We start from the raw sequence: 14,266 nt of genomic DNA, 5'->3' as shown, positions 1-14,266 counted from the left end.
AACTTTAAAGGAAATCTTCCTGATTTTGTCCGAAGCCAGGGCTACTTCGGACAACTTTAAAGGAAATCTTCCTGATTTTGTCCGAAGCCAGGGCCACTTCGGACAACTTTGATAGAAATCTTCCTGGTTTTGTCCGAACATGGGGCTACTTCGGACAACTTCGGTAGAAATCTTCCTGGTTTTGTCCGAACCTGAGGCTACTTCGGACAACTATAAAGGAAATCTTCCTGGTTTTGTCCGAAGCCAGGGCTACTTCGGACAACTTTGTTGAAAATTATCAAGATTTTGTCCGGACTTGGGCTTAGCATAGCTTCATTTATAGTCACCATAATAAGACGTTCTATAAAAAGAAAAAAGTAAGGGATCGAATCCCTTACTGTCTGCTCAACCGTTCGATATCTGTCTCTACTTTGTAAACTCTTTTGTTTAACGCTTCTGTCTTATCATCAATATGCTCAACGATTTTATCCGTGTAAAATCCTAAACTATCAACAAGAATCTTTTTTCTAATTTTTCTTGTCCAATTTCCAGTCTGTTCTGGCCTTGTTTCAGGTCTTTGATATCCACTTCAAGTCTGTAAAGGCCTTGTTTCAAATCTTTGATATCGACTTCCAGCCCGTTCTGCCTTGTTTCAAATCTTTGATATTGACTTCCAGTACGTTCTGGCCTTGTTTTAGGTCATTCATACCTCCACGCATTTCTTGAATTTCATTTAAAATTTGCTTTAAAATTTCTTCCACAAATTTTCCCCCGTCAATTTCTTATAGACTTAATATACCATCCAAGAAACATTAAAATATAGAGAAACATCTACTGCTGTCTTTTAAATTGGTAAATTAATTTTTCTAATCTCGTTCTTGAGCATTCCTGATATCACTTATTAGTAAATCCACCAATGCTTCTTGGTAACCCGCCTTTTTCTTATCCCGTATCAATTCTATAATTTCATTCCAAATTGTTGGATTAACACCATTTAGTTTCAAAACGCGTTCTGATATGTCTTCTTCTGACATGCTTTTCTCATATGCATCAGCATCCATCTGCCACAATATTAGCTTTTCGTGATATCTTATCTTCAATCGATCCGCAATTAGTATTCCTTCAGGATCCAAGTCACCGGAATAAAATAATGTGTAACCTGCTTCTGCCAATTGATCAAGCAGCCTCCAACTTGCCGTCCGCAACTGTCCATGTGTACAGATGATCGGTGCATCGGGAACTGCGTCCATCACCGTGGAAGCAACACTGGAATTCTCCACGACCCATACCTTCCTGCCGGAAGCTGGGATAATCTTGTCGACCTTTGCCAATTCTTTCATCGGAACATTCAGGACTGTCTGTGTCTGAACGGCAGCTTGCCATACCGGATGAACCCCAGCCGGGCTGGAAGCAATCAATCCCTGGACAGTCACGAAATTCCACAAATCATCCCTCAACAGACCAAATTCCGCAAGTAAATCATTGATCTCTTCCGTGCTTTTAGGAAAAAGAAATTCATGTTCCTGAAAAGTCTTCTTATAGACTGCAAGAATATGAACTAATAATCTGCCGCCAGATTCAGAAACATCGAAAAAATGAGGATTACCGATTGTCCGCTGTGCAAAAAAAGGAAGACGTTCGAACTCCCCCTTGGCCGGCAGTGTCAAGAATGCTTTAGTCACATTATTTATCATTTCTAAAAGCAGCAATTCATTCTGCTTGTATAATGTCCAAATCCAGCGCGTATCCGGGCTCTTCTCCATCAACCAGTCGAGCCACCAACCTGCTTCCGGTATCTTCAGTCTTAAAGATTCCACAAAATCTTTTTCGAGCTTAAGGGCATTCTCTAATTCCTCTTTTTTCGATAAAAGAGGTTCCTGAAATACTTCTTCCAGCAGCTCCACCAGTGTGACTTCCGAATACCCTGTTTTAGCGAGTTCGTTTTCAAATTGAACAAGCCCAACACGACCTTTTTCGGTAAGTGTAGCAGCTGACAGCCCAAGGAAGCCGGCAATTGCATCGATCTCCGCTTCCTTGAAACCTTTCAAACTGACAAACCCGCCAACTCTGCCAAGAGAGCGATATTTCTCACTGAACAGGCTGAACAGCTTCATAAATCCCGGTTCTTCCAAAAATACTCGCAACCTGCTATTCATTGGTCACCAGTTCCTCCTGGGCTTCCTCAAACACCAGCGATTTCTGCTTTCCATCCCATTGATAGCGGATGACCGTCACAAAATCAGCATTCTTCGGACGGACCAGCTCGCAGATCGCCAGACTGGAAATAGTATCATAATCACCCCATAGCGCCTGGGAATTCATAATGTAATTGAAGCCAAGCTGCTCGACAACCTCGAACATATCACGGATATTATTATCATCTACCCCTGCAAATGCTTCATCAAGCGAGATAATATATGGAGCGAATTCTCCTGCTTCCTTATACCGTGAATAAGCAGCCGTGAATAAAGGAATATACATCGCCATCGCTTTTTCACCGCCGCTGAATTTGAAGAAAGAGTTGTTGGTCAGCTCTCGCTTCGGTTCATTCACCCGGCTGAACGACAGAACGAAGGTGAACCATTTGCGGTAATCCAGCACTTCCTTCAATACCTGATGGAGAGTGGAACCTTCATTGCGAAGCTGGATCAGCTCTTTAGCCTTGGCAATCCTTGACTGAAAGTGTTTCGTGATTCTCTGCAAGTCCTCTTCATTCATAAACTTGCTGTTTCGCTGTAAAAGCTGGACCAGATCTTTTGTATCCATTTCCAACTCTGATTCTGCGGTCAGCGGCTTCCAGGCAATCGAGAAGATCAACCCTGATGAATTATCACGATCCGCCATGATTTTATCCATCTCTTTCACCCACTGCTGGGCACGCTGAATCCTATTACGAAGGATAATGCCGACACTGTTCAGGATGATGTCCTCATAAAGTCTCCGATCTTGCTCATCCAGCCAGCCCTGCTGTTCCTCAAGCTCCGTCTTCAACTCAGCAGAAACATAATAGGGGGTGACGCGCTGTCCGCGGTATTCCATCTGGATCAGGCGTCGGCCTTTTAACTGGTGCCATTCATTCAAGAACGGTTCGTACTTTTCAGCATACCCGCCCGTAAACCATGCAGGTACTTCGTCATCTTCTGTATATTCAAACATACGGTACTCTGTCAGGTGTGCTTGTTCATTGAAAAAGACTTTCGTCAGCAGTTCCGATAATTTTGATCGCTCATGCTTAATTAAAATCGGCTCGAACTGATTCAATATCTCGTCGGCTCTAGTTGCCTCAATAGCGAAAAAGCCCCGTTTCCGCTCTGCTTCCACAATACTAGACCACTCTTCACCCATCCGTTTCCAAAACGATAAATCCATTTTGGCTTCTTCAAGCTTTTCCTTTACACGCTCCTGATCTGACTCCGCTTTTGGAAGGCCGCTCTTAATCCTATCAATCTCACTCTCTGCCTCTTGAAGCAATCGCTGAACTTGCCTGATCCTATTCCTGACTTCATCGATTCCTTTCAGCTGAAGCTGCTGATCAATTGATTCGATCGTCGCCTTGATTGTTCCAAGGTGACTTTCCTTCCTCCTCTGCTCACCCTTCAGCTCATCCAAATCCCCTTCAAGTTCGTCAATACGCTGCAAGTAAGTCTGTAGATGTGTTTTTGCAGATGATACTTTAACATCATTATTTTTCAGCTCATGTAAAAAATCAATATAGCTTTGTGCTGCAATCACCGCACTCCCGAGATCCTCAACCGTTAAGGGGATATTCAGCTGGACCCCTTTATCTCGTAAAATCCGTTTCACTTCCGTGTACTTGTCATACACACGTTTCCAATCTTCATCAATCCGGCTGAGCAATGCCCTTTCGTTTTCCAACTGATGCTGCTTCTTCACGATTTGGTCGTGAATGTCTAAAAGGATCTTGTCATCAGGCAAGTCTTTCTTCCATTTATCGATTGATTCGAGTTGTGTAATTAAATGCTGAAGCTCAAGCATGAGACCAGTAAGCTCTGCACTCAATTCCTGCAGCTTTTCAGTCCAGATGTGGATCAACTCCCGCTGATGCCTTTTACGGGATGACCTGCCGATAAATTTCGACGTTCCTTCAATAGGGGCATGGCCTCTCAGGCAGCCAATAGAATATGTCCCGTCAATGTCGATATGAAATCCAGTCCCATCATTCTCGAGCGGAATTGAACGCAGAACCTGGTCGACCAAATCTTCACTCAATGCGCTGTCTTCATCCAGGTCAGGCATCAGATAGTCGGCGAGCGTATAGCCGAGCAAACGTGCTTCTGGACTAAGCACTGCATCTTCCATTGGAGTAACCGACTGATCCGTTATCAAACTGTCGAGAATTCCTGTTCTTTTTAAAGCGGATTCAAGCCGTTCCCGCTGCTCATCTGTGACATGCTCCTGGAACTCTACCGCAGCATAGAAAGGCAAGAATGATACACGCTCAGCCTTTAGCTTCGCACGCTGACTTTCCGTGCCTGCTGACCTTTCCGGATCAAGCATCTTCTGGGTTTTAATCCGTTGCAGCTCCGCTTCTGCCTCACGGATTTCATACTGCTTCTGCTTGATTCGGTCCTTAGTCAGTGCCTCATCCTTCCGCACTTCTCCCTCGTAAGCATGAAGTGCACTATAAAGCTGGGAACGTACATCATCATAACGATTGCGCTCATACAGTCCCTGTAAGGCGCGGGCAATTCCCTGGCGCGGATCATTTGAATAGACGAGCTTTGGATGATTTTCCATCCATAAAAACACATTGCTTTCGAGCTTTTGGTGCTCCTCCTCGAACCACCCTTGATAATGGTCAAGATCTTTCTGCAAACCATCTATTTCTTTTTTCTTCTCTGATGACTGACGTTGAAGACGATTCTGGTCCTCACCCAGCCTTACTGCTTCCATGGCCAGTTTCTCAAGTTCCCCCAGCATAGCTCGGTGATCCTTCGCCTCTCTTTGCCAGACGGTAAAATCAAAGCCATGTGCCTTGCCTCGGCCATAATCGGAGGCATTCACCTCATGCTGTTGAAATGCAGAAGAATCAGCATCCAGTGCAAGCTCTCCCAGAAGCTCTCTTTCTTTTTCGCTATACTGGAAAAGCTCATCTTCAGCGGCTTGTTTCCTCTGATATTCATCACGAAGTTTTTTATGATAGTCGTCCCATCGTCTTTGAAAAGAGGCAATCTCATTAGAAACGGCAGCTGACTCCTCGACTTTCTCAGTCCTTTTCCGCTCCAGGGACCAGACCTCATGCTGCTGCAAGGAACTGCTTTCCTGCTCTGCGACCTGTTTTTGCTGTTGGTATGTTGAAAGCTCAACCCGGAGATTCTTAATTGTCTGCTCAAGTTGTTCCTGATGTGAAGTATACTCATTCACTTTCCCTTGTGCAGCCTTGCTCTTTAGCAGTGCCTTCTGCCACTGCTGTGCCCGCTCGGCTAAAATATATTTGTTATAGGTGTCATATGAAGACTCCAGCCTTGTGATTGATTCCGCTTCGCGGTGCAGTTGTTCCAATTGCTGCTGAGTCTGATCCATGCTCTCGATCGTATCCGATAGATGACGCAGCTCATCATCCGTCAATGGTGGCAATGCTGATTCGAGAATCTCATAGATGACTGTTGGCTTGAAGTCCTTCGATAGCTTCGGACTCCTCAGCTGAATCATCAGCTTTATCAAATCCTCATACGCATCAATGGACTGAAAGCCGAAAACATATTTGTTCACAAGCTCCATATATTCCCGTTGCGTGTGGACAACAAAGCCTCCCTGGCCAATTCGGTTTTCCAGTTCCTTAGCCGAAAGCGGGATTTTTTCACCCGTATGCATTTGAGCAAGTTGGAAATCATGCCCGATTCTCCGATTATCAGTGAGCAAAAAATACCATGATTTGATTCCTTTATTCCGCTTCGCCTGCATCCCGATACCTGTCGTAATATACTGCTCAGAACCCTTTTTTTTATATTCGATGAACAAATAACCTGTCCGCTCATCGCGGTTAACGACTTCCTTTTCCCCGAGCAGATAATCCTCCATCCTGCGCGCTTTCGATCCAAACGGATCAAGCCTGTCAGGAGATTTTTTGCCATCAAGCAGCACAGGCAAGAAGCTTTGCATCGTAACCGATTTTCCTGAACCATTCGATCCGCGCAACAAAAGTTTTCCCTGCTCAAAGTGGAAAACTTCTTCATCGTAGTACCAGAAGTTCAGTAAGCCGGCTCGGTTCATCATCCACCTTGAATTCTCCATTCATTCCACGCTCCCCTCAAAATCCGCCGGAAATGTCCCTGCCAGTACACCTAACAGCGGCTTTATTTTAATCAATGAACTCTCTCTTTCGACCTCAGCCATCATCCAATCTTTCATCGACTCAATTAATTCCGTTCGGATACTTCTGTTCGACTTTTCCCGGAAGTATTTAGACCAGCCTCGTTCAAATTGACTGCGAAGTTCAGCGATGACACCATCCATTTCACCTTCTGTCAGCACAATCTCGCCATTCTCTTTGGGGATGTACTTTTCAGGTTCATCATGAAGATGCTTGGAAAATTGGAGAATGAGATCGGAAGAAGCTTTCGCATCAGGATATAATTGCTGATATTGCCTGGATTCTGCCGTGGATAAAAAGGCAGTATTTTTATAGACATGCAATTTATATTCACTATGGTTTTCGATATCATCCGATAGCCTGTTGCGGAAATTCCGAATATACAAGAAGTCCGGATCCTGCTGATCTGCCCGATGCAGCCCAGGCGAAAAAAACAGCTTTCGGTAAACCCGTTTCCGCCGTTCGTCCTCCTGGTTCAGTTTCCAGTCTTCCCTCAAAAGCTCTCCCCAGTGTTTATAATTCGTAAAGTCATCAGGATAGGAGCGCATAAAATAACGGCTGTACACCGTTGCCTCATACAGCACTTCTTGTTCCTCATTATGGTCATATCGACTGATGTTACCATCGATGGTCCTGATTAACTTAAAATCAATCATTACCTTGATGGCTCGAATCAATGACTTCCGATGGATATATAGCGTCCAGTCAAGGTTAAAATCCGCTGGATAATCCGCCTGAATTTCCTGGCTCAGTTCAGATAAAAGGAATTGCTCATCGACAGACTTACCCTCCAGGAACGAAAGCGCACAGCAAAAAATTCCATAATCCATTGGTTCCTGGAATTCCTGAATACCCATCCAGCTTTCAGGCTCTGCCGGGATTTTTTCTAACTTGATAAAATGCTGATGGACAATCAGCCGCAATCCGAATTTATCATTAATATAGCGGCGTAGTACCTTCTCCCGCTCACGAATGAGCTGGTACCATTCCGGCTGCTTGCTCCGGAGAATCCAATAATGATTGAATAAAAGATCCATCCCAAGGATTGCCTTTTCATCAAATTCAAGTGATTGCTCTATCTTCATTATACGGAACCTCCTTCACCTTCAAAAGTGAATACAGCATCCGGCATTTTCAGTGTGCCATCCTCTGCCTCCAACAGAATCGTCTTCTCCCGGTCAATTGTCACCTTCACGACCATGCCATAGTCAGTCTTGACTTTGCCATTCTTGCTTGCCATCGATTTACCAATCCAGCCTAGTAAAATCTTCCTCACAAACGGCTCTACTTTTGGGATGGTCGAAAGCTTAATGATTCCCTCGTTTATATATTTTTGGATCAAAAGCTTTTCCTGTTCCCGTTCAGCTAAATATTGATCTCTCTGCTTCCGTTTTTTCTCTTCATTCGACGCCATTGATCCTGGCTTCGTTCTCTCACGGTACCGATTCGTCCTCGGCTTCAGCGTGATCATGGCCGGGTTCTCTTCCCATGTTTCACTATGTAGATTATCCGTGCACACTTCCTCAAGCTGCAAATGCTTGATGGACATCGCTCCGAACACGACTGAAGACAATTGATGTGCCTCCTCGATAGTCTCAGTGTTCACAAACCATTTCGCCAAATGCAGATAATCATTTTTTCGGCTCCGGAAGTGCTGCTGTCGTTCGCCGATTCGCTGTACATATCGTGTCATTCTTCTTATCATTTCATTTGTCTGCCATTGAAGGACATCCAGTTCACTCTGCTGCAGGCTAGAACCAAGAAACCACTGTCGAAGAGATCCCCAATACTCCTGATATTCAATCCGCCACTCATCAACCGAAGAACTGACATCCTCAAGTCTCGGGATCGCTTTCCTGTGTTCAATAAGCTTTTCGAAAAACAATCCCATCTTATCAGGAGAAAGTTCATCGAGCCGCTCCCTGATTTGCAGGGCTGTATTTTGCAAGGAAACGATAAAGTCACGCAAATAGGTCGAGAATTGATTTTTATAGACAAGAAAAGCATCCGTCTGCATTCTCTGGTCAGTCTGTTCACTGTTAATGTATGCAATGTAATCAGCCGTGCTAGTCCTGATCGTCTGGAAGTAGCGGAAAACATCCTCCCATACCCGCATGTACTCTTCCGGTTTCTTTGAAAGGCTGCTTCCGATTTCCTGCTGTAAATTCGATAACGACTGCAGGAGTCGGTCAAACTGGGAACGTTCCAAGGATCCCTGAAAGGTATCTCCCACCTTTTTCTCTAAGACAATCAGCATCCGCTCGATTTCAATTGTATAAGGAGTTGACTGATAGCGGTAACGCTTCTTCTTATATTCCTCCACCGTCTTCGCGTTCGTCATATCCTGGCGGGCAATCAGATTATTCCACTTGACAAGCTGGGCAAGCTGCTGATGCAGCTGCTCCTCCTGATAATCTAAAAAAAAAGGAATGGATCGCATATACTCCAAAATTTCCTCAGGGGAAATGAAATCTCTCATTCTTTCATGCTGATGGTAAAAATAGCGCAAAATCGTCCGGTAGTTCGCAGCCGAGTCCGCCGTAAGGTAACTGGCCTCGACAACCTTTTTCATCGTTAAATCCAAAGTAATCATCCTTCATATGAGTCTATTGCTTTTATTGTAAAGGAAATAATGTCTATGGGGTACAGGTTAATAGAGGAATTCATTCATGATAAATAGGAAAAGAGATAGATAAGAAGAAAAAAAGGGCTTAAAAAAAATATGAAGAAGAAGTACCATCGAAAAAGGTTCTATGGGGGATTAAACGAAAAATAATAACAAATTAGTTTAGATGACTCGTTTGAAATGGTTAGAAAAAATTCATATAGCCGTAAACGCATGAGCAGAAGAAACGAATCATCCAGTTGGTATAAACCTCAATGATAATTTCTAAAAGGTTTTTCAATCATTACTAAATCAATTCAAACATATTTTAATTTTGTACAGTCTTTTCAAGAACATAAAGACGCTTGTCCATTTCAGTTAATCGATTGTTTAAATAATCAACTTCAAAGTCTGTTTTCTTTTTACTCACTTTCAGTATGCCAATCACATCCTCAGTTTGTGCCGCTTCTATACGATTAACCGTTGCTTTGACCTCTTTAATGTCGGCTTGAACCAATTCAAGACCATTTTGTAAGTTTGTTACATCACCTTTTAATGCACTCACGTCTTCTTTTACGTTGGTCATATCAATTTTCAGGGTGCTTACGTCTTCTTTTACATCTCTTAGATCCTTTTGCATATTTAATAATATATCTAGTATTTGCTTCTCCATTTTTCTCACCTCCTTTGATTGATAGTATATTACAGTTTTGGTTTTCTGTCTCTTCATCAAACTTAAATAGATTCACTTCTCAAAACATCTGTCCTTCAGGTGTAAAACCCTCTTGCCTGCATCCTGAATAAGAATTTCAGGAGCTATTCGAAGTGGGATTTTCACCGGAAAGTAATATTACATGATTCACTCACTCTCACCATTGGCCATTTAGCTGTCCAGTTCTTCTTGATCAGCCGCTCCTCGTAAATAGCAGCACGCTCTCTCGTTTCTGTAAAAAAAGGAGTCGGCTTTATTTCCATATGGAGGACATCTTCCAATCCACATGGTGCAGTCAGGACCAGCCTCTTCTCTTTGTCCAGCTTCACGCCAAGAGCAGTGGCTGTTTCAGGAAATTTCGAGATGGCATCTTCTGAGGAAGTATAGGGAGGAATCTGATTGACGACATGCATCCTTGCCTGATTTTTAACAGACCAGGGAACGTCAGGTATAAGACTTTTCAACTGGTTTTCCAGTGTTTTTTCATAGTCTTCATTAATAATCGCTGGATCGAAATAAATCACATCTACATCCGGTGTCAATGTAGGCTCCTCGAAACCATGCAGCGTGTCCCAAATTTTCGAACGGACAAACCCGGCACAGATCCACCAGTCTGGCAAATCAAGAGTGCTTGTTGCATGAATTATTTCCATCATTCTTTGGTCTGTTTGAATTAGCTTTATAACATCTTCTTTACTCATCAGCAAAATAAACACCTCTATAAAACGAACGTATATTTCCATTCTAGCACAATGCAATATTAAGGAGATCTTTTCCTGTTCTTTTGCATGACTAAATAAAGCACAGGGTGCGTCCCCGTGCTCAGAATAATATTAAATTTTAACACTTCTAATCTCCTTATACACCGGTTTCCACATTGCATCTGCCACTGCCTTTTCGACATCAGTGATATCTGCCCTGGCAACTCCCTCCTTGATAGCAGCATCGATAACTGTCATTGCAACTTTTTCGGATACTTCCTGTAATTTATTGATGTTAGGCAGGAGTGACGCGCCCGGCTGATTATTGCAGCACATGTCGGCAACAGCGTCTGCAGCTGCGGTGAACATGCCTTTTGAGATGATTTCTGCTTTTGCCACAATGGCTCCGAGCCCTAGACCTGGAAAAATAAAGGCATTGTTAGCCTGGCCGATTTCATAGGAAACTCCGCTGTAATCTACATTCTCAAACGGGCTCCCCGTTGCAACCAGTGCTCTTCCTTCCGTCCATTGAATCAAATCAGCTGGGACTGCTTCTGCCAGAGATGTAGGATTGGACATCGGCATGATGATTGGACGGTCCGTATACCTAGCCATCTCTTTGATAATATCCTCCGAGAAAGCACCGGCTTGTCCAGATGTACCGATCAGAATCGTCGGTTTCACCCTTTTGACTGCTTCCATCAATGGGATAATGCCCTCGTCATTCCGTGCCCAGCTTTCCACTTCGTTAACTCCGCGGACATATGGCTTTTGAAAATCCAGGACATCTCGATGTTCCTCCGTCAAAAGGCCCCTGTAATCAATCGCCCAGAACTGTTTATAAGCTTCTTCTTTTGATAATCCTTCAGAAACCATGGCATCCACCATCTGGTCTGCATTGCCAATTCCAGCAGCACCAGGCCCAAATACAACAATACGCTGATTCTTTAATGAACCGCCTGTCATTTTCAAGGCAGACTTTATGGCCGCAAGGGTGACAGCTCCTGTACCCTGAATATCATCATTAAAGGTGAGAATCTTATCTCCATACTTCTCCATGATCTTTCGGGCGTTCACATTGCCTAGGTCTTCCCAATGAAGCAGTACATCAGGGTGAAATTTTCTTGCAGTTGAGACAAAAGCATCAACGAACTCATCATAACGCTCGCCGCGGACCCGCGGGAACTCGTTACCGATGTAAAATGGATCGTCCGCCAGAGCCTTGTTGTTCGTTCCGACATCCAGCACCACTGGCAAAACCCGGCTAGGATTGATCCCAGCAGCTGCTGTGTAAACGGCTAACTTACCAATCGAGATATTGATGCCCCCAATCCCCTGGTCTCCGATGCCGAGAATGCTTTCGGAATCGGTAACGACAATCAAATCAATTTCATTTTTGGCATGTCCAAGGTTCTTAAACGCCGTTTCAATTCCATCCTGGTCATCAATCGATAAATACAATCCACCTGGACGGCGATAAACCTGTGAATATTGCTCAATTGCCTCCCCGACAGTAGGAGTATAGACAATAGGAAGCATTTCACTTAAATGATCCTTGAGCAATCGGTAAAACAGGACAACATTCCGGTTATACAAATCATAAAGGAGACCATTCTTAAATAAATTGGTGGTCCTGATTGAATACTGCTCATAAACCCTTTTCACCTGTTCCTCGAGCGTTAGCACCTGGGGCGGCAATAACCCTTCCAGACCCAACTCCTCCCGTTCCTTCCTGGTAAATGCAGTACCTTTATTTAAAAAAGGATTCGATAAAAGTTCCTTTCCTCTTAAAGTAGTCTGGATCACATTAGAATTTGACATCAATCTCCCCTCTTTCTATTGTAAGCTGTTCTAAGTATGTATACCCTTTTCAGAATTTGGTGAAAACAGAGATTGTGCAACAGTCCAAACACAAAAATATCCCTCAGACTGGACCATTAAATTCATGTTTGAGAAGGACACATAATAAAGAAGACTCGGAGCATCTAACAGCGAGTCTTATTCTCAACAGCAATTCAAAATATGCTCCAAGCCTCCGGTAAAGAGAGGAAAACCGGGAAATGTACTCGTCTCTTTGGCCAAGGCCAGATGAACGAAAAAAAAACACCGATAAGTTCCTCGAGACAAGACAAGAATTGAAAACCAGGAAAATAAAAGGGGCCCCAGCCTGGAATAGACCCAGACACAGGACCCTCAAAATATCATTCTGATTTTTTCATTTTCCTCCAAGCCAGACTGGAAAAAAATAAAGCAAATCCAATGATTGTACCAATCAGTTGATCCACTAGAACTTTACCAGTTTGGGAAAACACAATAATCAATGTTCCGCCAAAGATTAAAATGATTAGCGCGGCTAACTGAATGAGATATGTTGCATTAACTTTCAAGATTGTCCCACCCTCTAATCTTTTTAACAACTTCTCAAAATCCTTTTTTTATACGCTATAAATATGTTCTTAGCCAACTACACAATCTACTTGTTTTCTTTAAGAACTTCTCTTAATTCCAATGGTGTTATAGTGCCTTGATGAAAATATAATTGCCATCTCCCATCAATTAGTTTCCAAATAGAGCTTCGTAATGTGTTGCGATTCCTAGTTTTATCAACTATAAAATAAGTAGATAAAACTATATTTGAGGCTAACGGATAAATTTCATAATTATGCAGGGACATTTCAGTTAACACAACCCCAGTTTCGAGGCATTCTTTTTTATCAAAAATATAACCTGAGCTGCCGATTTCAAAGAATTGGTCTGAGAGAATTTCATCTAGTTTTTCACGACTGGTACGTACTTCTAATCCTGTGTGGCTTTCCTCCAATGCTTTTAAATGTTCCTTTAAATTTGCCTCCATACTATCTACACCCTTTATATTGAATATTGTAACAATTATACTATGTTAAGGGGTTTCTAAGTTTTTTAAACATAACAATCTATACAAAAAGAGCATGTTTTAATCCAATGATCCAAACATGCTCTTAACCTATTTAAGTAATATTACATATCTAAATCCGTAAACGCATATGGCAGTAATTCTTTCAATGCCAGCTCGCGGATTTCTTTTTTATCATTTGTAAGATACACCGGCATATCTGGTGAAAAGAATTCAGCCATCACTTGTCTGCAAATGCTGCAAGGCGGCAGGAAGTCGGCCGTATCTCCAGAGACGGCGATCGCCTCGAAGTCACCCTTTTTATAACCATTCGCCACAGCTGTAAAGATTGCCGTTCTCTCAGCGCAGTTCGTCGCACCGAATGATACATTTTCTACATTCACTCCGTTGAAAACGGTGCCATCTTTTAGCAGCAAAGCTGCTCCAACAGGAAATTTGGAATAAGGCGCATATGCATTCTTTTTCGTCTGACGCGCGCTCTCCACTAATTGCTCTTTGTTCATTTCATCATTCCCTTTCCCATAAGAATGAACTTTTCACAGTCCCCTTTACGCCAACGAAAAGTTGGCAGGACTTCTAATATAATACCTTTGCTAATTTTTTGTCAATGTAAAAATGGTGAATTTGTTGAACTTTAAGCAGAAAAAGCACTATCCTAAATTTTCCTGACAGAACTAATATGGAGAATGAATTATCGTTTAGCAATTGTGTTGAGTGTCATATAGTTGTAATCGAGTTTATCTTTAACTAAAGCACCCGTTAGTTTAAGTGAAAACCTTCACTAACCTTCTTAGTAAAATATGAAAGGATCGTCAGATGACGATCCTTTCATTAACTCACAAATGTGTATCCCTGCCCTCTAAATAAAGATGGCATCATATTATTCACACGTTTACCAACGTCCTATTGCCACAAATATGGCCAGTGCAAGAAAAATAATATTCATCCCGATTGCCTGATTTTCTTTTCTTTTAGCATGAAACCCAGCTGCTAAGATCATAACTAGCCCAAGTCCAAGAGAAGCAACCGGTGTTAGTATAGG

12 protein-coding genes are annotated in these 14,266 nt (G+C 42.8%); all 12 read right to left on the bottom strand.

Annotated elements, in window-relative coordinates; translation table 11 throughout:
* Window positions 1-590: 590 nt before the first annotated feature.
* Window positions 591-740, bottom strand: coding sequence for a hypothetical protein (locus J7E37_RS21950; protein WP_215027250.1), 150 nt, complete (start codon window positions 738-740; stop codon window positions 591-593).
* A gap of 105 nt (window positions 741-845) precedes the next feature.
* The gene (locus J7E37_RS21945; protein ID WP_215027247.1) at window positions 846-2,135 is read right to left on the bottom strand and encodes a TIGR02679 family protein; all 1,290 of its coding nucleotides are present in this window, start codon (window positions 2,133-2,135) and stop codon (window positions 846-848) included.
* Window positions 2,128-6,234 (bottom strand): TIGR02680 family protein, encoded by a 4,107-nt coding sequence (locus tag J7E37_RS21940; RefSeq protein ID WP_215027244.1) that lies wholly within the window; start codon window positions 6,232-6,234, stop codon window positions 2,128-2,130. The genes J7E37_RS21945 and J7E37_RS21940 overlap by 8 nt, the downstream gene beginning before the upstream one ends.
* On the bottom strand, window positions 6,235-7,398 hold the full coding sequence (locus J7E37_RS21935) for a TIGR02678 family protein (protein ID WP_215027241.1): 1,164 nt from the start codon (window positions 7,396-7,398) through the stop codon (window positions 6,235-6,237).
* Window positions 7,398-8,897, bottom strand: coding sequence for a TIGR02677 family protein (locus J7E37_RS21930; RefSeq protein ID WP_215027238.1), 1,500 nt, complete (start codon window positions 8,895-8,897; stop codon window positions 7,398-7,400). The genes J7E37_RS21935 and J7E37_RS21930 overlap by 1 nt, the downstream gene beginning before the upstream one ends.
* Before the next feature lie 349 nt (window positions 8,898-9,246).
* Window positions 9,247-9,591, bottom strand: coding sequence for a hypothetical protein (locus J7E37_RS21925; RefSeq protein WP_215027236.1), 345 nt, complete (start codon window positions 9,589-9,591; stop codon window positions 9,247-9,249).
* A 161-nt stretch (window positions 9,592-9,752) separates the two neighbouring features.
* The gene (locus J7E37_RS21920; RefSeq protein ID WP_215027254.1) at window positions 9,753-10,340 is read right to left on the bottom strand and encodes a nucleotidyltransferase family protein; all 588 of its coding nucleotides are present in this window, start codon (window positions 10,338-10,340) and stop codon (window positions 9,753-9,755) included.
* 123 nt (window positions 10,341-10,463) lie between these two features.
* Window positions 10,464-12,152 (bottom strand): NAD-dependent malic enzyme, encoded by a 1,689-nt coding sequence (locus tag J7E37_RS21915; protein WP_215027233.1) that lies wholly within the window; start codon window positions 12,150-12,152, stop codon window positions 10,464-10,466.
* Between the two features lie 380 nt (window positions 12,153-12,532).
* On the bottom strand, window positions 12,533-12,718 hold the full coding sequence (locus J7E37_RS21910; protein WP_215027230.1) for a hypothetical protein: 186 nt from the start codon (window positions 12,716-12,718) through the stop codon (window positions 12,533-12,535).
* An 86-nt stretch (window positions 12,719-12,804) separates the two neighbouring features.
* Window positions 12,805-13,185 (bottom strand): nuclear transport factor 2 family protein, encoded by a 381-nt coding sequence (locus J7E37_RS21905; protein WP_214783127.1) that lies wholly within the window; start codon window positions 13,183-13,185, stop codon window positions 12,805-12,807.
* Between the two features lie 143 nt (window positions 13,186-13,328).
* Window positions 13,329-13,727, bottom strand: coding sequence for a cytidine deaminase (locus J7E37_RS21900; protein ID WP_214783124.1), 399 nt, complete (start codon window positions 13,725-13,727; stop codon window positions 13,329-13,331).
* Between the two features lie 389 nt (window positions 13,728-14,116).
* Window positions 14,117-14,263, bottom strand: a complete 147-nt coding sequence (locus J7E37_RS22585; protein ID WP_353050064.1) for a DoxX family protein — start codon at window positions 14,261-14,263, stop codon at window positions 14,117-14,119.
* Window positions 14,264-14,266: the final 3 nt, after the last annotated feature.

The sequence above is a fragment of the Bacillus sp. ISL-39 genome (assembly GCF_018613295.1).
Classification (GTDB): domain Bacteria; phylum Bacillota; class Bacilli; order Bacillales; family Cytobacillaceae; genus Mesobacillus.
Note: the sequence above shows the minus strand (reverse complement) of the source record. Positions and strands in the feature narration are given on the sequence as shown.

What these genes read in the sequence shown, in the direction of transcription:
- J7E37_RS21945 (WP_215027247.1), bottom strand. Translation starts at nt 2,135, where the DNA reads ATGAATAGCAGGTTGCGAGTATTTTTGGAAGAACCGGGATTTATGAAG.
- J7E37_RS21940 (WP_215027244.1), bottom strand. Translation starts at nt 6,234, where the DNA reads ATGGAGAATTCAAGGTGGATGATGAACCGAGCCGGCTTACTGAACTTC.
- J7E37_RS21935 (WP_215027241.1), bottom strand. Translation starts at nt 7,398, where the DNA reads ATGAAGATAGAGCAATCACTTGAATTTGATGAAAAGGCAATCCTTGGG.
- J7E37_RS21925 (WP_215027236.1), bottom strand. Translation starts at nt 9,591, where the DNA reads ATGGAGAAGCAAATACTAGATATATTATTAAATATGCAAAAGGATCTA.
- J7E37_RS21915 (WP_215027233.1), bottom strand. Translation starts at nt 12,152, where the DNA reads ATGTCAAATTCTAATGTGATCCAGACTACTTTAAGAGGAAAGGAACTT.
- J7E37_RS21905 (WP_214783127.1), bottom strand. Translation starts at nt 13,185, where the DNA reads ATGGAGGCAAATTTAAAGGAACATTTAAAAGCATTGGAGGAAAGCCAC.
- J7E37_RS21900 (WP_214783124.1), bottom strand. Translation starts at nt 13,727, where the DNA reads ATGAACAAAGAGCAATTAGTGGAGAGCGCGCGTCAGACGAAAAAGAAT.